This is a genomic window from Polynucleobacter necessarius (assembly GCF_900095175.1).
Classification (GTDB): domain Bacteria; phylum Pseudomonadota; class Gammaproteobacteria; order Burkholderiales; family Burkholderiaceae; genus Polynucleobacter; species Polynucleobacter necessarius_I.
Window position 1 is genome coordinate 1,041,806 of sequence record NZ_LT606946.1, and the last position, 22,362, is coordinate 1,064,167.

The 22,362-nt window shown below is 46.8% G+C and carries 20 protein-coding genes and 1 pseudogene; 7 read left to right on the forward strand and 14 right to left on the reverse strand.

Translation table 11 applies throughout. From position 1 onward, the window contains the following. Positions 1 to 23 precede the first annotated feature (23 nt). Both DXE44_RS05410 and DXE44_RS05415 read right to left on the reverse strand, forming a co-directional pair. Positions 24 to 1,286, reverse strand: a complete 1,263-nt coding sequence (locus DXE44_RS05410; RefSeq protein WP_269460673.1) for a Y-family DNA polymerase — start codon at positions 1,284 to 1,286, stop codon at positions 24 to 26. A 75-nt stretch (positions 1,287 to 1,361) separates the two neighbouring features. Further along, entirely contained in the window at positions 1,362 to 1,805 is a 444-nt protein-coding gene (locus DXE44_RS05415; protein ID WP_197712849.1) for a LexA family protein, read from the reverse strand. A gap of 215 nt (positions 1,806 to 2,020) precedes the next feature. On the opposite strand from DXE44_RS05415, the gene DXE44_RS10670 reads away from it, so the two are divergent. Then, entirely contained in the window at positions 2,021 to 2,602 is a 582-nt protein-coding gene (locus tag DXE44_RS10670) for a BrnT family toxin (protein WP_114653243.1), read from the forward strand. An 8-nt stretch (positions 2,603 to 2,610) separates the two neighbouring features. Here the strand turns inward: DXE44_RS10670 and DXE44_RS05425 are convergent, their stop codons facing one another. After that, entirely contained in the window at positions 2,611 to 6,141 is a 3,531-nt protein-coding gene (locus DXE44_RS05425) for a UvrD-helicase domain-containing protein (protein ID WP_231970590.1), read from the reverse strand. Then, the gene (locus DXE44_RS05430; RefSeq protein ID WP_114653247.1) at positions 6,138 to 9,131 is read right to left on the reverse strand and encodes a PD-(D/E)XK nuclease family protein; all 2,994 of its coding nucleotides are present in this window, start codon (positions 9,129 to 9,131) and stop codon (positions 6,138 to 6,140) included. The genes DXE44_RS05425 and DXE44_RS05430 overlap by 4 nt, the downstream gene beginning before the upstream one ends. Before the next feature lie 119 nt (positions 9,132 to 9,250). Between DXE44_RS05430 and trxA the strand changes: the two genes are divergently transcribed. From trxA to DXE44_RS05455, 5 genes are all read left to right on the forward strand, one after another. Further along, the gene (gene trxA, locus DXE44_RS05435; RefSeq protein WP_114653249.1) at positions 9,251 to 9,577 is read left to right on the forward strand and encodes a thioredoxin TrxA; all 327 of its coding nucleotides are present in this window, start codon (positions 9,251 to 9,253) and stop codon (positions 9,575 to 9,577) included. Positions 9,578 to 9,823: 246 nt separating this feature from the next. After that, positions 9,824 to 11,086, forward strand: a complete 1,263-nt coding sequence (gene rho / locus DXE44_RS05440; RefSeq protein WP_015421283.1) for a transcription termination factor Rho — start codon at positions 9,824 to 9,826, stop codon at positions 11,084 to 11,086. 145 nt (positions 11,087 to 11,231) lie between these two features. Further along, a complete protein-coding gene (locus DXE44_RS05445; protein ID WP_114653251.1) occupies positions 11,232 to 11,576 on the forward strand; it encodes a type B 50S ribosomal protein L31 in 345 nt (114 codons plus the stop codon). A gap of 90 nt (positions 11,577 to 11,666) precedes the next feature. Beyond that, on the forward strand, positions 11,667 to 13,394 hold the full coding sequence (locus DXE44_RS05450) for an ArnT family glycosyltransferase (RefSeq protein WP_114653253.1): 1,728 nt from the start codon (positions 11,667 to 11,669) through the stop codon (positions 13,392 to 13,394). Positions 13,395 to 13,397: 3 nt separating this feature from the next. Further along, positions 13,398 to 14,789 (forward strand): MATE family efflux transporter, encoded by a 1,392-nt coding sequence (locus tag DXE44_RS05455; protein ID WP_114653255.1) that lies wholly within the window; start codon positions 13,398 to 13,400, stop codon positions 14,787 to 14,789. Between the two features lie 26 nt (positions 14,790 to 14,815). Here the strand turns inward: DXE44_RS05455 and DXE44_RS05460 are convergent, their stop codons facing one another. The 5 genes from DXE44_RS05460 to DXE44_RS11405 all read right to left on the reverse strand — a co-directional run bounded on the left by DXE44_RS05460 (position 14,816) and on the right by DXE44_RS11405 (position 17,765). Continuing rightward, the gene (locus DXE44_RS05460; RefSeq protein WP_197712850.1) at positions 14,816 to 15,334 is read right to left on the reverse strand and encodes a hypothetical protein; all 519 of its coding nucleotides are present in this window, start codon (positions 15,332 to 15,334) and stop codon (positions 14,816 to 14,818) included. A gap of 36 nt (positions 15,335 to 15,370) precedes the next feature. Further along, positions 15,371 to 15,859 carry a hypothetical protein gene (locus tag DXE44_RS10090; protein ID WP_162785886.1) on the reverse strand — a complete coding sequence of 163 codons (489 nt, stop codon included), beginning with the start codon at positions 15,857 to 15,859 and terminating at the stop codon, positions 15,371 to 15,373. Between the two features lie 119 nt (positions 15,860 to 15,978). Continuing rightward, positions 15,979 to 16,974, reverse strand: a complete 996-nt coding sequence (locus DXE44_RS05465) for a Bug family tripartite tricarboxylate transporter substrate binding protein (protein ID WP_231970591.1) — start codon at positions 16,972 to 16,974, stop codon at positions 15,979 to 15,981. Between the two features lie 21 nt (positions 16,975 to 16,995). After that, positions 16,996 to 17,559, reverse strand: a complete 564-nt coding sequence (locus DXE44_RS05470; protein WP_114653323.1) for a disulfide bond formation protein B — start codon at positions 17,557 to 17,559, stop codon at positions 16,996 to 16,998. Between the two features lie 5 nt (positions 17,560 to 17,564). After that, complete coding sequence (locus DXE44_RS11405; RefSeq protein ID WP_415065533.1) at positions 17,565 to 17,765, reverse strand: DUF5993 family protein; 201 nt, start codon at positions 17,763 to 17,765, stop codon at positions 17,565 to 17,567. A 32-nt stretch (positions 17,766 to 17,797) separates the two neighbouring features. On the opposite strand from DXE44_RS11405, the gene DXE44_RS05475 reads away from it, so the two are divergent. Then, the gene (locus tag DXE44_RS05475; protein WP_114653325.1) at positions 17,798 to 18,571 is read left to right on the forward strand and encodes an enoyl-CoA hydratase/isomerase family protein; all 774 of its coding nucleotides are present in this window, start codon (positions 17,798 to 17,800) and stop codon (positions 18,569 to 18,571) included. Positions 18,572 to 18,594: 23 nt separating this feature from the next. Here the strand turns inward: DXE44_RS05475 and DXE44_RS05480 are convergent, their stop codons facing one another. The 5 genes and pseudogenes from DXE44_RS05480 to DXE44_RS05500 form a co-directional block, all read right to left on the reverse strand. After that, on the reverse strand, positions 18,595 to 19,287 hold the full coding sequence (locus tag DXE44_RS05480) for a fumarylacetoacetate hydrolase family protein (protein ID WP_114653327.1): 693 nt from the start codon (positions 19,285 to 19,287) through the stop codon (positions 18,595 to 18,597). 77 nt (positions 19,288 to 19,364) lie between these two features. After that, entirely contained in the window at positions 19,365 to 19,640 is a 276-nt protein-coding gene (locus DXE44_RS05485; protein ID WP_114653329.1) for a SemiSWEET transporter, read from the reverse strand. Positions 19,641 to 19,742: 102 nt separating this feature from the next. Further along, a complete protein-coding gene (locus DXE44_RS05490; protein ID WP_197712851.1) occupies positions 19,743 to 20,048 on the reverse strand; it encodes a c-type cytochrome in 306 nt (101 codons plus the stop codon). A gap of 74 nt (positions 20,049 to 20,122) precedes the next feature. After that, positions 20,123 to 21,968: pseudogene (feoB, locus tag DXE44_RS05495) on the reverse strand (ferrous iron transporter B). Positions 21,969 to 22,020: 52 nt separating this feature from the next. Next, the gene (locus DXE44_RS05500) at positions 22,021 to 22,260 is read right to left on the reverse strand and encodes a FeoA family protein (protein ID WP_114653332.1); all 240 of its coding nucleotides are present in this window, start codon (positions 22,258 to 22,260) and stop codon (positions 22,021 to 22,023) included. Between the last annotated feature and the right edge of the window lie 102 nt (positions 22,261 to 22,362).

The following is a 22,362-nucleotide window of genomic DNA, read 5'->3' on the forward strand; positions in this document are numbered from 1 at the left end:
TTGCTGTTGACTTTGTTACTTGTTTATCGTGCTACGGGTAACTCATCCCACTGCGTGGTGTAATTTGGTGATCTGTTGCCCGATCTCATTTGCCAGTCTTGTTTAGTTCCAGATGCTGCGGTTTTGATCGCGGCATTACCAAAACGGGTGTTGATCGAGTCCATGGCTTTCATCAATCCAGCGGATTTACCCTTGACTTCCATGTCATCAAATAGTGATTGCTGCATCGTGGGTTTATCAGCCAGGAGATTGAGAATGACGCCTGCTTTCTTGTACTTAAAGCCGGTCTTATAGATTTGCTTTAAGCCTTTTAATGCGGCGCTTGTGAGCGTTAAGGTGTTATCACTAGGATCACTCAGCACTACTGTGATGCTTTGATGGTGCTGTGGCTCAAAGGGTTTATGTGGGTTGGTTTGCACAAAGATAGTGAGCGCGCCCGTGACTGACTTTTGGCTTCTGAGTTTCTCGGCACCTCTGGCAGCATGGGTGGCTACAGACTCAGCCAACTCTTCCATTGAAGTTGCTGGCTTACCAAAACTTCTTGAAGAAATAATCTGTTGTTTAGCTGGGGCCACTTCTTTGAGCTGCAAGCAAGATACACCACGCAGCTCATAGCAAATGCGCTCAATCACAACACCGAACTGTTGACGCATGGCTTGTGGTGATACTTGCACCAGATCAAACACGCTGTTGATCTTGAGCTCTTTAAGTTTCTTGGCAGTCTTGCCACCAATACCCCACACCTCACCTACCGCTGTCTCTGCCATCCATTGGTAAAGCGCTTCTTTGGACATGGAGCTGATGTCACATACGCCAGCAAACTGAGGATTCTTTTTAGCCAAGTGGTTGGCTAACTTAGCAAGAGTTTTGCTAGCGCCGATACCAACACATACAGGCAAGCCTGTAGTGTCTTTAACATCTTGCTTGATGATTTGGCCTAAGCTAGTTGGGTCAGCATATTGCTTGAGCACTGTCTCGATCTGCAGAAAGCTCTCATCAATGCTGTAGACCTCTAAATTGGGTGTGAACTTTCTTAAGACTTCTACCACCCTACCGCTCATATCACTATACAAGGTGTAGTTGGAGGAATAAGCTTGAATGCCATGTTGCTTAGCTAGGTCTTTCATCTGAAACCAGGGTGTACCCATTTTCACGCCCAGCGCTTTAACTTCAGCACTACGAGCTACGGCACAACCATCGTTATTTGATAGCACCACCATTGGCACATCTTCTAACTTGGGGGCAAATACACGCTCGCAAGAGACGTAGAAGTTATTCACATCCACGAGTGCGAAGAGTTGATTGGTTTGGCCGGTTTGGTTTATGCGGACCTCCCGTTTCTACCGCTGGCGTGGCTGTATTTACGCACCACCCCAAATTTGGAGTTCGCTGTTCTCATTAAAGGTAATCGGCTTGTAATTGGGGTTCTCTGGCTGAAGCTCTGTTTTGCCGCACAATTGATAGAGACGCTTGATGGTGTACTCGTCATCCACTACGGCAACCACGATGTCTTTATGTTTTGGCTTGAGGGCTTTATCGACCACCACCTTATCGCCGTCACAAATACCCGCACCCATCATCGAATCACCCTTGACGGTGAACATGAATGTGGCTGGTTTGTTTTGGACTAAATAGTGGTTTAAATCGAGACCTTCCTCCGCATAATCCGCTGCTGGACTCGGAAATCCCGCTGAAATACGGTGACTCAGAAGCTTGAACTCATAGGCGCCATGAGCAGCTAAGGCCTGTGGGGCCTGGGTCAGAGTGCTTTCTGAGGAGCTTTGTGGAAGTGCGATAAGTGCCATGGGTTCTAATATACTGTATATCCATACAGTATTTCAATACCCGAGACTTATTTCATATAAAAACTCTCATAGAAGGGCTCTTTTGTCGCTTTTACCCACAGGCACCCAACTGAGTACTAAAACAACTACCAGGCAAATGGCATCGTTATTCCCTTAATTTTTGTAGCTATATAAATTCATTGCTGATATGATTTAACGTAACTACAATATTTCCGATGAAATTATCTTATGACTCGGCTAAAAATGATTCAAATATTGCAAAACATGGTTTATCTCTCTCGGAGGCGAGACTGCTCGATTGGAATTCAGCCATTTGCTGGGTTGATGAAAGAAAAAATTATGGTGAGGAAAGGTGCATAGCACTAGCCCTCATAAAGCAACGCCTGTATTGCGTAGTTTATGTTGAACCAAAAATTGGTAAAAGAATTATTAGCCTAAGAAAAGCAAATAACCGCGAGATGGGCTTGTATGAAAAAAAATTAATTAGACATAGCGCCGCAGAAGATGCCGCGATTACTAAAGCAGCGATGTCAGATCCAGATAACCTTCCACTTACTGATGAAGAGTGGGAGAAAATCAGACCCAGAATAGTTCGTGGTCGCGGCACGAAAGAACAGGTAACCTTAAGAATTGATAAAGATGTTTTAGATTTTTATAAATCCAAGGGTGATGGTTGGCAAACTTTTATCAATCAAGTATTAGGTGAAATTAAAAAGGAAGCCAAATCAATCGCCGTAGTTGAGAAGAAAATGAGTGCAGGTACTTTAATCTCAAGCAAATTAAAAATAGCCGCCTAAGAACACCCTTAAATCACCTCTTTAATCTTGCCCTGAGCGGAAATTAAGAACGCCTTATTAGGCTTGTCTTGACGAATCCTGCTGAGTTCTTCTTTATAGTTATTCAGTTGGGCTCGATACTTCTCATAAGCTACGCTGCCCTCCTCTGGAATAGTGAGCTTGTAATCGAGGATGGCTAAGTGGTCATCAAACTCTACCAAGCGATCTATACGGTAGCTCTTGCCCTCCTTATCGGCGATGTCAATCTCATTCCAAGCCTGTACCCACTGATTGTCCGTGAGGTAGGGCTTGAGTTTGGGCGCCCCCATAACAAGCTGCACGCGCTCCATGAGTTTTTGAGCATATCCTTGATCAATGCTGAGCCAATTCATGAGCTCTTGCTCGCTTGGCATTAGGGCTGCTGTTTGGTTACCTGAATGCGGAGTTAAGAACTCTAGTAATTGATGGAAATGCGTGCCCTCTTCCAGAATTTCTGGATCGGGTTGCTCTACCGCATGTGCCTGCTCTTTTGCTTTTTTAGCAATTGCTAATGCACCACTTTCAATATCGATAATTATTTCTTGATGAGATTGCTTAGCTGCACCCCATGACAATTGGAAATGATTTATCTGGAATGGCTCGCTACCATTGGAATTCACCTTCTCCCGCTCTTGAGGTGGCAGTTCGCCTAACTGAGTAGCATCCAGAGTCTCCATACCTGCCGCAAGCGCTCTGCCATACCAAGATTTTTGACTAATGCCATCTTTAATATGTGATTGCACGCCGCTAATCCATAAGCCTTGCTGTGCGCGAGTCATTGCAACGTATAGGACGTTCCAATTTTCATTCTGACTAACTTCATTCTCTTTTTCGTAGATTGCTGCACGCTTCTCCGTCAAAGACTTTGCGGTATACAGGGAAAGATGACTTGGGCTAGCCTCATCCGGAGACCAATCCATGAGTACGCCACGATGCGGCGCCTTCCACTCTGTATGGTTGACATCGAGCATGATGACAAATGGTGCCTCTAGCCCCTTAGCCCCATGGATAGTCATGAGGCGCACGCGCTTGTGCTGATCCTCTTCAGACATCTCGCTATCGAGATCTACTTCACCAATATCATCATCAGCCTCAGCCTCTACATCGCCCTCATCCGGAGTCTCGTCATCATCGCCCCGGCGCATGGCATTAATCTGCTCGATAAAGCGACTCAAACTCGGATAGCGACCACCGTCTTGATTTAAGGCGAGCTCCAAGAAAGCATCTAAATTAGCTAACACCTGAGCGCGCGCTAGATTTTGAGAGGCTACTGCATAACTCACTCGCAAATTACTCTCTTGATAAATGAGATCAAGCAGGTCATGTACAGGCAATACTTCTCCTAGACTTCTCCAGTGCTCTAAATAGCGCGCCGCCTTCTGAACTTCTGCTACAGAGCTGCTTTGCAAAGCATCCCACCAAGATGATTTAGTTTGACCTTGGCTTTCGCTTTGACTGTAACTATCGCCTACATGACTGCTGAGTTCCTGCATTTGCTGCTCGGTAAAGTTAAAGATGGGGCTACGTAGCACTTGCGCCAGGGGTAAATCATGTCTTGGCGATACCAAGACCGTGAGTAAAGCAATTAAGTCATCGATCTCTAAAGTATTCAGGAGGCCACCCAAGCGAGAACTGTCGTAAGCCAAGCCTGCTTCATGCAGCGCTCGCTCAAATTGCGACAAGTAGGCTCGGCGCTTGACGAGCAATGTAAAGTCACTAGCTCTTGCTGGGCGCCAATACTCTTTGCCATCTTTTTTATCAATCACTTGGCGTGTTGCCAGAATATGATGAATCAAACGGCTTACTTGTTGACCCTCCCAATAGCGCTGCTGTACGCCAACAGTGAGCCCCAAATCCTCAATGGGATTATCTAGAGCGCTACCAGTACGTTCAGCTTGATCCTGCTCTACACGCTCAATCAGCGGCAATAGCATCGCCTCTCCCTTAGCAGCAAACTCCTGATCAGCAATACCCTCCAATGGCGCTTTCCAGTCAGTATCTTGTTTGGCAAATACATAGCTTGATGGAACTGCATCCGTTAAAAAGATATCGTTCACTGCATCATTAATTGCATGAGCATTTCTGCGGGTGGTGTTCTTCTCCAAATACTTTGCTTGCAGAGACGATTCCAAGAATTTTCTGGCGCTTGTAAATAGCCTTGGGTCGGCACGGCGGAAGCGATATATTGATTGCTTGGGATCTCCAACAATAAAGACGCTTGGACGAGAGCCATCTTGTCCATACCCCTCCAACCAAGAACGCAAAATCTGCCATTGCAGTGGATTGGTATCCTGAAACTCATCAATCAGAATGTGGCTGTACTTGGCATCCAGCCTTGCTTGAAGATAAGCGGCATTATCTGGGTTAGCCATCAACTGACTCACACCAATCTCCAAATCATCGAAGTCGCGCACGCGCATTGATTCTTTTGCCTTTTGCATATGACCTAGCATTGCTTCGCTCATAGCAAACCAAGCAGCGTTGATTGCATAAGCATCTTGATCATTTTTCCAGAGGGACCATGCCTCATATGCATCTACCCAAGCATTCCGAATGGAGGTGATCTGCGTCGGGTCGCCACCAGTCGCAGCCAGATGCTTCTGCATGGGCGCAGACATCGTCACAATATCTTTTAGCGGTGTCATGGCCTTAGTCAAGAAATAGCTTTGCCACTGATCCGCAATCTCCATTACCGAGCCACCAGCATCATAGTGGTTGATAACGGTTTGTATAAATGGGGCATCCCCCTTTTGGGTGGGCGTGCCATTACTAAAGCAATCGAGCATCACCTGTAAATCTTCTTTTGTGCCAGGACGTCGCCAAAATTCTTCTAGCGGGTTTGGTAAAGATAGATTCGGCAAGCATTGCGCTAAAGCGTCGATCGGATTAATACCATTAGCCTTGCAAGAAGCCAAGAAGAATGTCCATGCACCTCTTTGCTTAAAGAGGCTGTAATTACCCATCAAGAATTTATCGGTCTCAAAAGCACCAAACTCTTTGAGTAAAACGTCATAGTGTTTTTTAAGATCAGCAGGTAAATCCCCCCACCAATCTTGCATGCACTCTTCCTGCAAACGCTTAGCATCCTCACGAAGATTAAATCCAGGCTGAACTTCTGCGGAGATTGGCGCCGCTCCAAGCAGTTTGCCGAACCATCCGTGGAAGGTATCAATCACAATTGATTGGGGGCTCATTAATGCTTTGAGATAGAGCTTCCTTGCTTGCGGTAGTAACTGCTTAGCCTGTGCATCATCCAATCCTCTGATCGTGAGCTCATGAATGAGTTGCTCATCCGTCATTTGAGAAAACTGCTCCAACAATCCGTAAAGGCGGTCGCGCATTTCTTGAGCGGCTTTACGGGTAAAGGTCAGCGCCAAGATCTCTTGAGGCTTAGCGCCAGCGAGCAATAGTCGCACCATGCGCGCAACCAAAAGCCAGGTCTTGCCACTGCCCGCACAAGCAGAAACAATCACCGAGTTACTTGGGTTGCAGGCTACGGCGTAATCAAACTTATCGCTCACCACATCCCCTTTCTGCAAATACCCCTAGCTTCGCAATACTGGCAAACGCTATCCGGTGCAAATGCCTTCATCGGTTTGCGCGCCCATAAGACTTCTAAATCCGCATTGAGTTGCTCTGAAAATTGCTCCATCATCTCTGGCATCTGCTCCACCGGATATGCTCTAACAATTTTGTCATCGGCTTTCTTGAGGTCTGCTTTTAATGACACCCGCTCAGCTTGCTCGATGGTACGACCTGGAAGATGCGCTGCAATGGCATTCTCATTGACGGCGCGGGCATAGATAAGCAGTTGGGGATCATTCAAAAGGTGATCTGCCCGCTTCTTGATTTTGTTAATGCCCTGGTTCTTGTAATCAATGACTGCTGCGGCACTAGAGCTATTAGTGTTCACGTCAAAGCGGTCAGCACGCCCCACTATCTCAACCTCTCTTTGTACACCATCTGGATCAATCAGCATCACCATGAATCCAACTAACAACTCGGCATCGTGATATTGCCAACCCTCTGCCTCACGCTTTAACTGCCAATCTACAAAGCTAGGAATTTGTTTTTGCCAGTCACGTAAAGTACCAGTGACTCTGGCATCACCCTTAATCAAACGTTCAAATTCTTTCTCTGAATGCTTGATGAGATGCTCTTGCATCCACTCACGACGAGCATCTTCACTCCGATGAATGCTCGAATAGGTTTTTTGCTCTTCTGTTTTTAATGCCTGGAAGAAGTTCTTGAGTAAAGCATGTAAAACCTGCCCTGCCAATGAAGCATCAAACCCTTCTTCGAATTCTTTAGCCCTACGTAAACCCAAAATGCTACGAACGTAGTAACGGTAAGGACAATCTCGCAATGCTTTGTAAGCACTAGGAGACATGCTAATCGGCAAAGCAATATCCGGGTTAACGGTTGTGACCGCTTCTTGCAGTGGATCTGACAGACTTGAATGCGTATCAGGCTTTGCCTCTAATATCGGCCAATCTGGCAGTTGCGTGCGCAAGCGACTAATCCAGGCTGATGGCCTGAGAGGTTCGCCACTTTTGCTTTTACTTTGCCAAAGCAAATCGACTTGTGGGCAGGAAATCAGTAATTGCGATAGATCTCTAGCCTGCTGAATATATTGCGCTGTAATGGTTGAGGCTTTTAATAAGCGATTGAGCGTATCCGAGAAAAATAATGGCGGCTCAGAAAACGCTGGCAACTGTTGCTCATCGCAACCCACCAAGACAACAGCATCAAACTCACGTAAGCGTGTTGAGCTCAGAGGCAAGATACTCAGCGTTGCTTGCGCTTGCTGACCCACCTCTTGGTAGGAGGCCTCCTCAATTACAGTCTTCAGTAAGCTTAGCCACTCCGATAAACGCATAGCAACTTGCCGATAAGCTCCCTCACCTAAATCAAAAGTCTTGAGCACTTCGAGCAATTGCTTACCAGCGGAGTCTTTTTCGAGTTGCTGCGCCATACCCATCTCTTGCAGATTGGATTGCAGGAGTAGATAGGCATTTTCACAATCAAGTTTGAGCTCTAACCACTGCACATGATGTCTTTGCAATACAGTGAGCAACTCTAAGAGTGATTCATATGGGACGCTGCCGCGCGATGATGAATAGGCATTAGCTCGCTCAATCGCAATCCGAAAGGTGTCCCAGCCTGACTTTGCTTGGCTTGCAATCAAAATATCTTCAAGCTGAGCAATGGGACTGAGACAAGCCTCTGATGGCTTTTGTAAGGTATGAGCAATATCAAAAAATGGGTTTTGCAAAAACTCCAGCAAAGTACTTGCACTCGGCCCCTCTTTTGGTGAGCGAATCAACTCCAACCAACTATTGAGCGATGCTGCGGCACGGGTAGTTGAAAGTTTCCAACCAGTCTCATCACGAATACGCAGACTTGGGCCAAAGCGTGACAGCAATGCGCGCGCCCTTCTTGCAGCTAAACGATCTTGCGCAACTAAAGCAATATTGGTCTTACCTGCAATTAAATGCGCCTCAATCGATTTGGCCGTCGCCCAAGCTAACTCTTCAAAGCGCCGAGCTGCTAGCAACTTCCATCCATCATGAAAGCTTGCTTGAATATTCCGATCAATCAGGCTCTGCTGTTCGCTATCTGCTGGCTTAAGCTCTCCTTCAGCATCTTGTCCAGTTAATGCCTCAGACCACAGCGCCACTGAATGCCAGCCCATCCCAATATTCACTACAGGCGCAAATTGTGAGTGCTCATGCAAATACCGAGACATCATCTCTTGATCAATTGGCTTAGGATCGGCTGTCTCTACCCAGATCAACGGTCTTGCCACAGCTTGATTGGTTCTGGCTGTTTGCAGATGAGCGGCTAATGCGAAATGCTTACGCAGGACAGGATCACCAGGGCTACTAAGGAATCGCCAGAAGGCCAGCAAAACATTTGATTCTTGATCAACGACCTTACGAGATAAACCGACATAAGCTTTAGCGATCGCCTGATCCAACAGCGTTTCTACTTGTTTTACCCACAACTCTGAATCGAGGGTTTGATTTTGTACTAAGGCATTAATTTCACTTTGCATCAGTGGCACAACTGCTTCTGATAACGAATCGCATGCATCAATCACTGCCTGTGCCAAGCCCCAAGCCCCAGCTTCACTCTCCGCCTTAAACCAGCTTTGCACTATTTTGTGTTTACGTAAATTGATATAAACAGATAACCAACGCTCTAGATCAGTTTGCTTCTTAGGGAACTTCCAGGCGCTTGGTGCCGCTTCTAACCAATCGCTAAAGCTCATCACTTGCGGCAAAAAGGCAATCTGGGGATCCGGGTCTTGAGGGCGATATTTCTCAAGAGCTGCCCTTACCCCCATTAATGGGCCCGCAGTACTCAGAACCACTAGGGGGCGCTGCTTCGTTTGCACTGCACAATTCCAAATACCCTCGGCGAGTGACTTCAGAGCACTGGCGTTAGGCGCTATTGCCCAAGCATGGGGCTGCTGTTGCGCGTTTAGGGTCGGGAATGGGTGCGGCATTGAGGGTGGTTCTGGGGCTGATTTTTGAGTATTTGGGCAGAAAGTGTGGCTTATTGCTAATATAAGCGTTGTAGCGCAATAACTATATAAAACTAAATAAGACTAATTAAGGAATTTTCATGAGTGCCGGCATCAAATATGTAACTGACGCTTCTTTCGAGCAAGGCGTTCTCAAGTCCGATAAACCTGTTCTCCTCGACTTCTGGGCTGAGTGGTGTGGTCCTTGCAAGATGATCGGCCCTATCCTTGAAGAGCTGGCTGGTGAATACGGCGACAAGATCCAAATCGCTAAGATGAACGTGGATGAGAACCAAGGCGTTCCTGCCCAGTTCAATATTCGCGGCATCCCTACATTGATCCTCTTTAAGAACGGCACTGTTGCTGCTCAAAAAGTAGGCGCTCTGGCCAAATCCCAGTTGACTGCGTTTATTGATAGTCATCTGTAAATAGTCCTTGATCACAGGTTCACTAGGTGAGCCTGTGGTTTTTGGCTGTTTTTAGTGTAGTATCTATTTCAACGCACTTTCAGTGCCCCGATTTTCAGCAAGACCCCAGCAATATTCCCCGCAATTTTCTCCCCTCTTTTTTCTAGCAAATACTCCCAAATTCTGTTTTCCCCAATCTGTCTGATGTCCATCTAGACAGCGATACCCCAAAACACATTTACACCCTTATCTACACCCGAGAACCACATGCAATTATCTGAACTAAAAGTACTCCACGTATCCGCCCTGCTTGAAATGGCAGCCAGCCTGGAGATTGAAAATACGCAACGTATGCGCAAACAAGAGTTGATGTTTGCCATCCTCAAGAAACGGGCTAAGGAAGGTGAATCTGTTTTTGGTGACGGCACTTTGGAAGTGTTACCTGATGGCTTTGGTTTCTTACGCTCCCCTGATGCCTCTTATATGGCTTCTCCGGACGATATCTATATCTCCCCTGCACAGATCCGCCGCTTTAACCTGCACACTGGTGACAGCGTTGAAGGCGAGGTTCGCACCCCTAAAGACGGCGAGCGTTACTTTGCCTTGGTGAAGGTCGATAAGATCAATGGTTTGCCTCCTGAGGCTTTAAAGAACCGCATCATGTTCGAGAACTTAACGCCTTTGCACCCAAATCGCGTTGTTCAATTAGAACGTGACATCAAAGCTGAAGAGAATTTAACTGGCCGCATTATCGATATGATCTCCCCGATTGGCTATGGCCAGCGTGGCTTGATCGTGTCTTCACCGAAATCTGGTAAGACCGTAATGATGCAGCACATTGCTCATGCGATTTCTGCGAACAATCCAGATGCGATCTTGATCGTGCTGTTGGTTGATGAGCGTCCTGAAGAGGTTACTGAAATGCAGCGCTCTGTTCGCGGTGAAGTGGTTGCCTCTACATTTGATGAGCCAGCTGTTCGTCACGTTCAAGTTGCCGAGATGGTGATTGAAAAGGCTAAGCGTTTAGTTGAGATGAAAAAAGACGTCATCATCTTGCTTGACTCGATTACCCGTCTTGCTCGTGCTTACAACACTGTCATCCCTTCATCCGGAAAAGTTCTCTCTGGTGGTGTGGATGCAAATGCATTACAACGTCCAAAACGTTTCTTCGGTGCAGCGCGTAACGTAGAAGAAGGCGGCTCACTCACGATCATCGCTACAGCCTTGATTGAAACGGGTAGCCGTATGGATGACCTCATCTACGAAGAGTTCAAAGGTACTGGCAATATGGAAGTTCACCTTGAGCGTCGTTTGGCTGAGCGTCGTGTTTACCCATCGATTAACCTCAACAAGTCTGGCACCCGCCGTGAAGAGTTGCTGGTTAAAGCTGAAAACCTCCAGAAAATCTGGGTTTTACGTAAATTATTGGCCGATATGGATGATATTGAGGCGATGAACTTTATTGTTGATAAGCTCAAATCCACTAAAAATAACGGTGAATTCTTCGATTTAATGCGTAAGGGCGGCTAATTTAGGCTCTCAGAGTCGGTAAAAGTGGGCTTTGTTGTTGATTTCATGGCATAATTTCGCTTTTACCGCTTTAATAATTTGCATTTAACTGGGTAAGTATTTGGGTCTTTGGACCAAAACGGCTGCCTGCTAATAGGACTTAATAATGAAACCTGGCATTCACCCCGAATATCGTGAAATCGTCTTTGTAGACGTTTCTAATAACTTCAGCTTCAAGACTCGCTCCACTATGTCTACTAAAGAGACAATCAAGCGGGAAGATGGCAATGAATATCCATTAGCCAAGATCGAGACTTCATCTGAGTCACACCCTTTCTACACTGGTACCCAGAAGATTATGGATACTGCCGGTCGTGTTGAGAAATTCCGTCAGAAATTCGGTACTAAAGCTGTTGCTAAAGCTTCCGGTGATGGCGCAGCTAAAACAGCTGAGAAAAAAGCTGCTGCTGCAGAAGCTAAAGCTGCTGAAAAGCCAGCGAAGAAGAAGTAATCAACTTACTCAACAAAGGGGTTGGGCATTTACACTCCCCTGCGAGATAATCGAGGCAGCGTTTGCTGCCTCGATTATTACTAGTTTTATATGGTCAAACTCACCGCCGCCGCCACCACTTCCATTCCACGCATCATTATTTTTGCGTTGACTTTGGTCTATGGTTTTGCCGGCCTCTTTGCGCGTGACCCCTGGAAAAATGAAGACGCCATCGGATTTGGTGGCATGTGGACTTTACAAAGTGGCAAAGCACTCGATTGGATCGTTCCGCATCTTGCCGGGCGCGATGTTTCTCTAGGCGCACCCTTTCCCTACTGGCTAGGTGCCACCCTCATGGATCTCTTTGGTCCACTGATTGGTATTGTCAATGCGGCGCGCCTTTATGCAGCCATTTGCTTTTTTGCTTCTGCACTAGCGATTTGGTACGCGACTTACCTATTGGGTCGTCGTCAAGAAGTTCAGCCCATGGTCTTAGCAGTGGGCGGTCAGCCTGGCCGTAAAAACTATGGCATGACCTTGGCCGATGGTGTCCTGCTGATTTTCTTGGCCTGCGTCGGTCTTGCACAACGTGCACATGAGACTACGCCAATGATGGCTCAACTGATGGGTATCAGCATTGTTTTATACGGGACTGTGCGTGGCTTGGATAAACCCTGGCAAGGTGGCTTATGGACTGGCCTTGGTATTGCGATCGTTGCACTCTCCAGCAATCTCACACTCAGCCTCATCATCGTCAACTCCACCATCATTGCAGTCATTGCGAGCAATGCAGAGCTACGTTTTCGTTGGACTTTAACTAGTACAGTTTTAGGCTTGATTGGTTTTGCAATTTGGCCTGCGCTTTGGTATTTAGGCAATCTCACTCCTGATTGGCGCCATATCGCTGAAGAAGGCTGGCGCAATATGCCAGAGATGCGCGCAATACCTTCCATTGAATCCCTTGGATTTTTGAGCATCAACTTCTGGGCCTATGCCTGGCCAGTTTGGCCCTTAGCCATCATCTCCCTCACCCACTGGGGTCGAGTCAAAGAGGCAGGTCAATGGCGTGCCCCCCATCTGTGCATTCCGCTGAGTTTATTTATTGGTTGCTTGATTTATACCCTCTTCAGACTAGAAGCCAATGAGCATGACCTGATCATTTTGATTCCGAGCCTGTCGATCATTGCCGCATTTAGCCTGCCGATACTCAAGCGTAGTCTCATTAGCTTTATCGATTGGCTTGCGATGTTTAGCTTCACCATGATTGCTTTAGCTATTTGGATTATTTGGCTAGCAAAAGTGACTGGCTTCCCAGAATCGACTGCCGCTAATTTGGCAAGACTCTTGCCGGACTTTCAGGCACAGTTTGATTACTTTAGTTTTGTTGTCGCGCTGATCATTACTGGTGTGTGGTTAGCCATCGTTCGCTGGAGAACATCTCGAGCTCCAAAAGAAATCTGGCGCTGCCTAATTATCTCTGCATCCGGCACCACCTTGATGTGGGTCTTATTGATGACGCTTTGGTTGCCAACGATTAACTACGCCAAGACCTATCGCAATGTATCGGATCGCCTGTTGCAAATAGTTGCCAACACACCAGGTTGTATCGATACCAGCAATCTAGGTCCTGCACAGTTAGCTTCGTTTGCTTGCTTCACCAAGCTTCCACTTCGAGATGACCCTAGCTGCAATCTCATGCTGACACACAGCTCTTCAGAGGCAAAGGCATATGCCAGCCTCAATAAAAAGAAAATAGAATTACTCTGGGAAGATCGTCGTGCCTCCGACCGAGATGAGCGTCTGCGCCTCTATCAAATTACCCCTGCTGGTAAAGAATAAAACGTGTTGCACTTTAAATTATCGCGTTTGCGCGAGGATATCCCCTCCCTACTAAAACTCGCCGGCCCCCTGCTCATTGGTCAGCTTGCAGTCATTACTTTTGGTGTTTTAGATACCGCCATGACTGCACGCTACTCCGCCGATGACTTGGCTGCTCTTGCAATAGCATCCGCCATCTTTATCAGCATCTATGTTGGTCTGACTGGTGTGATCTCTGCCCTTGCTCCAATAGCAGGGCAACTCTTTGGCGCCAAGCGCCTTGGTGAGATCGGAGAAGAAGTGCGTCAAGCCACTTGGCTGGCAGTAGGTCTAACTGTATTAGGCGGCGCCATCCTGCTCAATGTTGATCTTCTTCTGCAGATCTCTCAAGTCACACCAGATATTGAAGGCAAAGCGAAGCTATATCTGAATATCCTTGCCATTGGCTTGCCGGCTAGCATGGCAATGCGTGTCCTCATGGCGTTACACAATGCAGTCTCTAGGCCAGCGGTTATCACTGTCGTGCAACTGATTGGTTTGGGCTTAAAGCTCCCACTCAATCTGCTATTTATTTATGGTGGTCTGGGCATTGAAGGTATGGGTGGTCCAGGTTGCGCAGTAGCTACCGTCATCATCAATTGGTTCTGGCTCATCATCACTCTGGGCTTTGTACTCTTTGATGGTTTCTACAAGCCATTTAAGATCTTTGCACGCTTTAGCTGGCCTGACTGGCACCGCATCTGGACTTTACTGAAATTGGGTGCGCCAATTGGCTTTAGTTATTTAATTGAAGTGACTTCATTTACTTTCATGTCACTCTTCATTGCGCGCCTAGGCACCACTGCTTTAGCTGGCCATCAAATTGTGGCTAATATGGGGACCGTAATTTATATGGTGCCACTATCTCTATCGATTGCGACAATGACCTTGGTATCTCAATCGATTGGCGCAGATAAGCAAGAACGTGCCGAGGAAATTGGATGGTCTTCGGTATTCTTCACAACTAGCTTATGCGTTGTGATTGGTATCGCAGTCTGGATTTTTAGAGTGCAACTTCTGGAGTTATATGACCCGCCAGAAGAAGTGAAATTATTTTCCATTCCACTCTTTTTGTTTATCGCCTTTTATCAAGTCTTTGATGCTCTGCAGATTACAGCAGCCTTCATTCTGCGGGCCTATCGGATTGCCTTCTGGCCGATGGTCATTTATGCAGGATCGCTTTGGGGCGTAGGCCTTGGGGGTGGCTACTTGATGGGCTTTAATGTGTTTGGCAACACGCCCGAGTTCTTGCAGGGTGCTAATGGTTTTTGGGCTGGCAACAGCATGAGTCTGGGATTGGCTGCACTGCTATTGCTCTACCTCTTTAGAAGAACAGCGGCGCGCTTTGAGAAAACGCATCCGCCGGTTGAGGTTTAGTCGAGATTTAATTCCAGTAAAAAAATTTACTGAATTAGCTTGAACCCATTTGGCGGCATTGATGGCTTACCTTGTGGAATGTTGTAACCGTTATTGTTACCGCCACTGCCTCCAAAGTTTTGAGTTGGGTAGCTAGGGACCTGATTACCTTTGGAATACATACACTGTTGATAGGCGATGTTGTATTGAACTTGGGCCTGATTTTGCTTGCCAGAAGAATTCATGGCACCCATCGCAGCACCACCGAGCAAACCAATACCTGCACCAGTGCCAATATTCTGACTGCTACCACCCTGAATCACCGCACCCGCTGCTGCACCTAAAGCAGCGCCAATAGCTGCACTAGTCGCACCCTCTTTAAGCGCTGCATTACTGGTGTCTTTAATAGCATTTGCAGCGAACTCACGACACTGCTGATCTTCTTGTTGAAAGACTTCAAATGGCTTACCTTCACGTGGCATGATTGCGATGGTTGGACCAGTTGGTGCAGAGACGCAGGCAGCTAAAGAGCTGATGATCGCCAAAGTCAGTACGGCACGTTTCATATGGATTCCTTAAATCGATTAAATCGTTAAATTCTTTTAATTTTGAATAGGCTGTCTTGTGGATGCATTCCCAGATGGTGGCATTGCTGGCTGAGTCTGCCAGCCGGATGTGCAACTTTGCACATAAGGAAAATATTGTCCGCTCGCTTCACAGTAGTACCAAACTAGAGGCTGAGGCTGAGAAGCTAACACTATGGGTTGTTGTGGAACCGCATAAGTCACCACAGGTGGAGCTGCATAGACCACCGGTGGAGCGTAGTAGCCAGCATACGGATAACCATAGCCAGGGCCGTAATATCCGCCTACCCAACCGGGACCCCAGCCACCACCCCAGCCTGGGCCGTATGCTGCTGGGCGCCAACCGCCGCCGTATCCACCACCATAGCCACCCCCAACAGAGGCTGCCCAGCCAACATTACCCGCTTGAGCCACTAGGGGAGTAAGGGCCAGTAGGCCCACTGCTGCAAAGAGCGTCAGAACTGCTTTAGACACAACTAACTGGCATTGCTTTTGGCTTGTTTTCATAGTGGACCCCATTAATTGGTCGCCTCCTACTACCTATAACTATAACGCTTCACCTAAAATCCAGGCTGACAAGAATTGGGCTTTTATTCGAATATTTGTTACTTACCTTGAGATATTCACTACTCTAATTTTGCGCCTGATTTATAAACCACTCTACCCCATTTATTGGTCTCAGATTGAATCAGTTTAGATAGCTCTTGCGGACTTCCAGGAGCGGGATTTAGCCCACTTGCGAGCAGTTTATTTTTAACTTCAGTTTGATTGAGGGTTTGGCGAGTTAAGGTATTTAGGCGTTTTTGCAGTGCTGGCGGGAGATTTGCGGGCGCCATCAGCGAGAACCATGATATTGCCTCAAATCCAGGTAAGCCTTGCTCAGCCATCGTCGGAATATCTGGAGCTGCTGGGGAGCGTTTTAGTGAGGTGACCCCCAAAGCCTGAACTTCCCCTGCCTGAATCAAAGAAAGTGAGGAGGATAGATTATCAAAGAGCATGGAAATCCGGCCGCTAATGAGGTCGGGTAAAGATTGCGCCCTTCCCTTATACGGAATGTGCCGAATCTGTACTCCAGTCATTTCCTTAAAAAGCTCACCGGACATATGCAAAGAGGTACCGACACCAGACGAACCAAAAGTGAGTTCATTGGGTTTGGCCTTAGCTAGCTCAATGAGTTCGTGCAGATTACTCGCACCCAATTTTTTATTCACTACCAATACGTTGGGTGTGCTCGCCAAAAAACTAATCGGCGTGAAATCATGTATCGGATGAAAAGACATCTTGTCATAAAGAGCGCCATTGATAGTATGGATACCCACCGTCCCAATCAGGAGTGTGTAGCCATCTGGCTCACTCTTTGCCACTAGGTCAGCACCAATATTGCCGCCATAGCCGGGACGATTTTCTACGAGGACTGGCACTCCTAGACTTTGTTGCCAACTCTCCGCAAGCACGCGCGCCAAAATATCAGGCGCTCCACCAGGAGTAAATGTCACCACAATACGAATCGCTTGTTTAGGCCAAGCCGTATTGGATTTAGCTGTTTGAGATTGAGCGGTGCTGGCAACGCTCAGGCAAGCAAATGCAACGGCTAGAGCCTTTACCACTTTAGAAGCAATCATCATAAATTAACTTACGATTTTTTAAATACCAAGACGCGAGCGCAACCACATTAATCCATCGTATGTAACAAGATCATCAGCGCAAGGTCCAATGCCGCACTCAAGTAGCGTGGCTGCCAGATTAGCAAAGACTAGAAGAATGAATGTGACCACTAAAACAGTTGCAAATAAGGAGCGAGAGCGCACATCACGATTAGGCAGCATCAATAAAATCGCAAGACCTGCTAACAAACCAACGTAGCCTACATAAGCCCAAGTATAAAAATGCAACTCTAAGAAAGTTTTTCCAAATCCTTTATCGCCCGGCAAGATATGCAAGAGCACTTGGCGTAAAGACACCATCATCCCCGCCAAACCACCAATAATTCCCCAACCGTAATGAGAAGAATGAGCACCACAGCGGATATTCAATACCAAAGCAAAACCGATGATGATAAAACCCATACGCTGCATTAAACACAGCGGGCAAGGTAACTCACCAAAATAGAATTGATCAATAAAGGCATAAGAAAGCATGCCAATGATCCCAGCTAAGGCTAATTGATTGCCCAGTGCCGCAAGAGAAGGAAAGGAATGCTTAGTCATTTTCCTTACAGACTGAGATTGAGATGATTGGTGGCATGAACACGGAACCAAAACATCAGGATACCGACGGTAATAGCCAGCATCACTAAAGCTGCCAGACGCCTCTCAAACCAAACAAGGACAAGACGATCAGGGCTGTCAGGAAAGGTAGAAACATATACATAGAGGACTTCTATCGCAGGTGGGTTCTTGCCTGAAAAACAAATGCTTTAAAAGGTCTTTTGTATAGAATGAGCTCATGAACTCCACCCCGCCCTGCGTCGACTTCCAGCTTGATGGCTCCATCGCCCGCATTACCTTCAATAATCCTTCAGCACGCAACGCCTTAAGCTGGCCGATGTATGAAGAGCTTAAGCGAATTTGCGATGACATAGCAAATAGGCCAGAGATCAGGGTAGCTATTTTTAGAGGCGCTGGCGACAAAGCATTTGTGTCGGGTAGCGACATTCAGCAATTTGTTGACCTGAGAGAAAATGAGGCTTATGAAGTTGCAGTGGATGCTATTTTTCATTCTTTACAACACTTACCTATTCCAACCATTGCACTCATCGAAGGCTTGGCGGTTGGTAGTGGCTTATTGATTGCTACTGCTTGTGATTTCAGAATATCAACTACTGATGCGCGCTTTGGAATTCCTGTAGCAAAAACTTTAGGCAATTGTTTGTCGCTGAGCAACCTATCCTGGATCGCCAATCACTTAGGTGTGCCCATGGTCAAACGCATGCTATTGACTGCGGAACTCATTAAGGCGCCCGAGTTATTGAACTCAGGCTACCTTTATCAAACGACTTCCCCAGAAGAGATTGCCGAGGTGACTGAAGCCTTGGTCAAAAAATTAGCTGCACTTGCACCAATTACTCAAAAAGCGAGCAAAGTGACCTTAGCACGTTTGATGGAAAGCAATTTACCGAACTGCACCGAACTGATGCGAGAAACTTACAACAGCGTCGACTTCAAAGAAGGGGTTAATGCCTTCCTTGAAGGACGCCCGCCAATATGTCTTGGTAAGTAGTTTTTGATGGGCGATTGTTTGAATTAAACAATCTTGATTTTGAGTGGAGTAAGTCCTTCGACGCTACCTTCAAGTACATCACCCTTTTTGACGGGGCCAACACCTGCAGGTGTACCAGACATAATTAAATCACCTGGTTCGAGAGTAAATAAGGTGGAGAGATAAGCAATGGTGTCTGGAACATTCCAGATCAGTTGGTTGAGATCACCCTCTTGGCGCACTTCACCATTGACCAATAGTTTCACTGTGCCCTTGCTCGGATGTCCGAACTGAGCGACAGGAGTAAGCGCCGCACAAGGAGCAGATTGATCAAAGGCTTTGCCGGTATCCCAAGGGCGTCCCATTTTCTTAGCCTCGCCCTGCAGGTCACGACGGGTCATATCCAGACCAACGCCATAACCATACACATGCTCTAGCGCTTTATCCGCAGAAATATTGGCGCCACCCTTGCCAATAGCGACAACCATCTCAATTTCATGATGAACATCGTTCGACAGATTGGGGTATTGCATATCCTTACCATCTGTCACGATCGAGTTGGCTGGCTTCATAAAGAAGAATGGGGGTTCACGATCAGGATCATGGCCCATCTCGCGTGCATGGTCAGCATAGTTACGACCAACACAATAGATGCGATTCACAGCAAATCGACGGGTGTCACCCACCACTGGAAGTGATGGGACGATCGGTGGCTCGATAACGTATGTAGTGCTCATGAATAGCCTTTCTAAAGGGTGTCTAATTTTTTTATTAATTATTTAGTGAATTAATTATGACACTACCTGAAGGAAGGTCATTTTTTGTCTTTGGTATTCAGCTTAAGAAGCAAAATGCTTAAGGCCAGGGCAAAGGTCAAGGCATTCGCCAGAATTAATGGCCAAGTCTCAATCATGAGGCCATAAATAAGCCATAAACCCACCCCAGCGGTAAACAGGCTATACATTCCTACCGAGATCCCAGAAAGATCGCGGGTACGCCAGGATTGAATAGCCTGAGGAAGAAAAGCAATCGTCGTTAGAAACGCAGCGCAATAGCCAATAATCTCTATCTGATGTGGCTGTAAATTCATACGCTGATAGGTTCTTATTACGGCTTCTTATTCAAGCCAGCTTTACGTGCTTCAATCTCTTTGTTAATTGCGGCTATAGTTTTGGCATCGGGAGTCTTCCAGTTACCCCCCCGCTTTATTAGCCATGTATGCCACAGCATCGGAGAAGCCCTCTACTGTGAGGTTGGGATTACCGCCCTTAGCAGGCATACCCCGGACACCAACATAAGCATGCGCTGTCAGAGTGGTTTGCCCCTCAGCAATCAAAGGAGCCCACTTCGCTTTATCACCCAGCTTGGGCGCATTTAAGACCCCAGAGCCATGACAGGCAGCGCAAACTTGTTTATAGGTATTCTCACCAGGCTCGGCAAAGGCAGAAAAGCTTAGAAAACCAGCGGCAAGAATCCAAGGACGAAGAGATAAATTCATAAGAACTTCCAGAAGATGTTATAAGTTCACCCCGACAATGTATCTCAAATTTACAATGAATGCTTTGCTAGGCGCTAGGCTAGGCCAAAATAGCTTGCAACCCTATAAGTGATAAAGGCTGCTAGGTAGGCCAAGCTAAACAGGTAGCCCAGCATTATGGCAGGGATCTTCTTCCAGCCACCGGTCTCTCTTTTGACTGCTGCAATGGTTGAAAGGCATTGAGGAGCAAAGACAAACCAAGCCAAAAGAGATAAGGCTGTTGCCAAACTCCAGCCTTTAGAAATCAATGGCACTAAGGCATCTGCTGCATCGACCGAGGAACTCGATAGTGCATACACTGTTGCCAAAGAGCTTACCACCACTTCACGGGCTGCCATCCCCGGCACGAAGGCAATGCTAATTTGCCAATTAAATCCAATCGGCTCAAACACTACCGCCAAGGCCTGCCCCATCATTCCAGCAATACTGTATTGGATAGGAGAGCCAGTTGCATTTTCTGGAGGAAGTGGAAAACTCGAGAGCGCCCACAGACAGACCGTCATGATTAGAATAATTCCACCAACGCGACGCAAGAAAATTTCAGCACGCTGCCAAAGACCAATCGCCAAATTACCTAAGCGTGGCAAGTGATAGCTCGGCAACTCCATCATCAAGGCATTGAGTTGAAACTTTTCACTGGTAAAGCGTTTGAGAATCCAAGCTACAGCCATAGCACCAGTAATACCTGCAACATAGAGTAAGAATAAATCCAGGCCTTGCAAATCCAATCCTGCCCACAATTTACGCTTAGGAATAAAGGCGGAAATTAATAAAGCATATACAGGCAAACGTGCTGAGCAAGTCATCATCGGCGCAATCAAGATCGTCACTAAACGATCGCGTGCATTGGAGATGCTGCGCGTCGCCATGATTCCAGGGATGGCACAGGCAAAGCTAGATAACAGAGGGGTAAACGATCTACCTGATAGACCAACCCGCCCCATCAGTCGATCTAATAGATAAGCAGCTCGCGGGAGGTAGCCTGATTCTTCCAGAATCAGAATAAAGAAATACAGAATCAAAATCTGCGGCAGCACCAACCAGAATACCGTCCACCAATAAGCTACGTAGCCAATTATTTGGAAACATTTGAGTTAATAAAGCACCTAACCACTCCACTCCGGCTTTAATCACTTCCATAGGCAAGGTGGCCCAACTAAATACCGCCTGGAAAATGAAGAAGAGCACTGTAGCCAGAATGAGTTGGCCAAATATAGGATGCAACAAAACAGAGTCCAGGCGATCGCTCAGACGATCAGGAATGATTTGATCTAAGCCTAGATTTTGTAAGACACGTTGAACCTGTATGTTGTCAGACTCGGTATGGGCCGAGTGATCGATAGCAGTTTCAATACCCTCATCTATATTGCTCGCACTTAATGCTAATAAGTTCTTCCAATCCAGCGCACTCAAATAGTGTTTGAGCTCATCAGCACCATTGGCATGAATACCCACTGTTGCAATAACAGGAAGACCTAACTCCTGAGACAAGGCTGCTGCGTCGACATTTAAGCCTTGGCGCTGGGCAACATCCACCATATTGAGCACCACAATACAGGGCAAACCTAAACGCTTTGCAGATAAGACCAATCGTAAATTGCGTCTGAGGTTCATGGCATTGAGAACACAAAGCACGAGATCCGGACGCTTTTCACCTATGGCATTGCCATGCAGCACATTACAAGCGACTCTCTCGTCTAAAGATCGCGGATACAAACTATAAACTCCAGGAAGATCCAGAATGCGAATGACTTTTTCAGATTCGAGAGTTAAACGCCCTTCTTTTCTCTCGACAGTTACACCGGAATAATTGGCGACCTTTTGACGACTACCGGTCAGCAAATTAAAGAGTGCCGTTTTTCCACAATTGGGATTACCCAGTAATGCGACTAGGGGTTCACTTGAAAAAAATGAATCTGCGCTTCAGACATGTTTAAAGAATTTCTACCTCAACTAGTCGTGCCTCAGATTCACGTAAGGCAAATGTCGATGATCCAACTCGAATGAGTATTGGACCATGACCCAAAAATCCCTTACGTAAGACCTCCACCCGTTCACCGGGCAGAAAACCAATATCTTCCAACTGACCACGAATATCCTCACATTGATCGGCTGAGGTAGCGATCCTTCTAACGCGAGCAGTGACGCCTGGGAGGATTTTTTCAAGATTCATGGCTAGGTGTATGGGATGCTTTGAGTTGATTATATCCCTATATGAGAATGACTATCATTCTCTAGAGAAAGGTCTAGAGACTCATGTTCACCCATTTGGGAT

Excerpts from the sequence above, each read along its gene's own strand:
- DXE44_RS05415 (WP_197712849.1), bottom strand. The coding sequence starts at position 1,805 with ATGGCACTTATCGCACTTCCACAAAGCTCCTCAGAAAGCACTCTGACC.
- DXE44_RS10670 (WP_114653243.1), top strand. The coding sequence starts at position 2,021 with ATGAAATTATCTTATGACTCGGCTAAAAATGATTCAAATATTGCAAAA.
- DXE44_RS05430 (WP_114653247.1), bottom strand. The coding sequence starts at position 9,131 with ATGCCGCACCCATTCCCGACCCTAAACGCGCAACAGCAGCCCCATGCT.
- trxA (WP_114653249.1), top strand. The coding sequence starts at position 9,251 with ATGAGTGCCGGCATCAAATATGTAACTGACGCTTCTTTCGAGCAAGGC.
- rho (WP_015421283.1), top strand. The coding sequence starts at position 9,824 with ATGCAATTATCTGAACTAAAAGTACTCCACGTATCCGCCCTGCTTGAA.
- DXE44_RS05445 (WP_114653251.1), top strand. The coding sequence starts at position 11,232 with ATGAAACCTGGCATTCACCCCGAATATCGTGAAATCGTCTTTGTAGAC.
- DXE44_RS05450 (WP_114653253.1), top strand. The coding sequence starts at position 11,667 with ATGGTCAAACTCACCGCCGCCGCCACCACTTCCATTCCACGCATCATT.
- DXE44_RS05460 (WP_197712850.1), bottom strand. The coding sequence starts at position 15,334 with ATGAAACGTGCCGTACTGACTTTGGCGATCATCAGCTCTTTAGCTGCC.
- DXE44_RS10090 (WP_162785886.1), bottom strand. The coding sequence starts at position 15,859 with ATGAAAACAAGCCAAAAGCAATGCCAGTTAGTTGTGTCTAAAGCAGTT.
- DXE44_RS05465 (WP_231970591.1), bottom strand. The coding sequence starts at position 16,974 with ATGATTGCTTCTAAAGTGGTAAAGGCTCTAGCCGTTGCATTTGCTTGC.
- DXE44_RS05470 (WP_114653323.1), bottom strand. The coding sequence starts at position 17,559 with ATGACTAAGCATTCCTTTCCTTCTCTTGCGGCACTGGGCAATCAATTA.
- DXE44_RS05475 (WP_114653325.1), top strand. The coding sequence starts at position 17,798 with ATGAACTCCACCCCGCCCTGCGTCGACTTCCAGCTTGATGGCTCCATC.
- DXE44_RS05480 (WP_114653327.1), bottom strand. The coding sequence starts at position 19,287 with ATGAGCACTACATACGTTATCGAGCCACCGATCGTCCCATCACTTCCA.
- DXE44_RS05485 (WP_114653329.1), bottom strand. The coding sequence starts at position 19,640 with ATGAATTTACAGCCACATCAGATAGAGATTATTGGCTATTGCGCTGCG.
- DXE44_RS05490 (WP_197712851.1), bottom strand. The coding sequence starts at position 20,048 with ATGAATTTATCTCTTCGTCCTTGGATTCTTGCCGCTGGTTTTCTAAGC.
- DXE44_RS05500 (WP_114653332.1), bottom strand. The coding sequence starts at position 22,260 with ATGAATCTTGAAAAAATCCTCCCAGGCGTCACTGCTCGCGTTAGAAGG.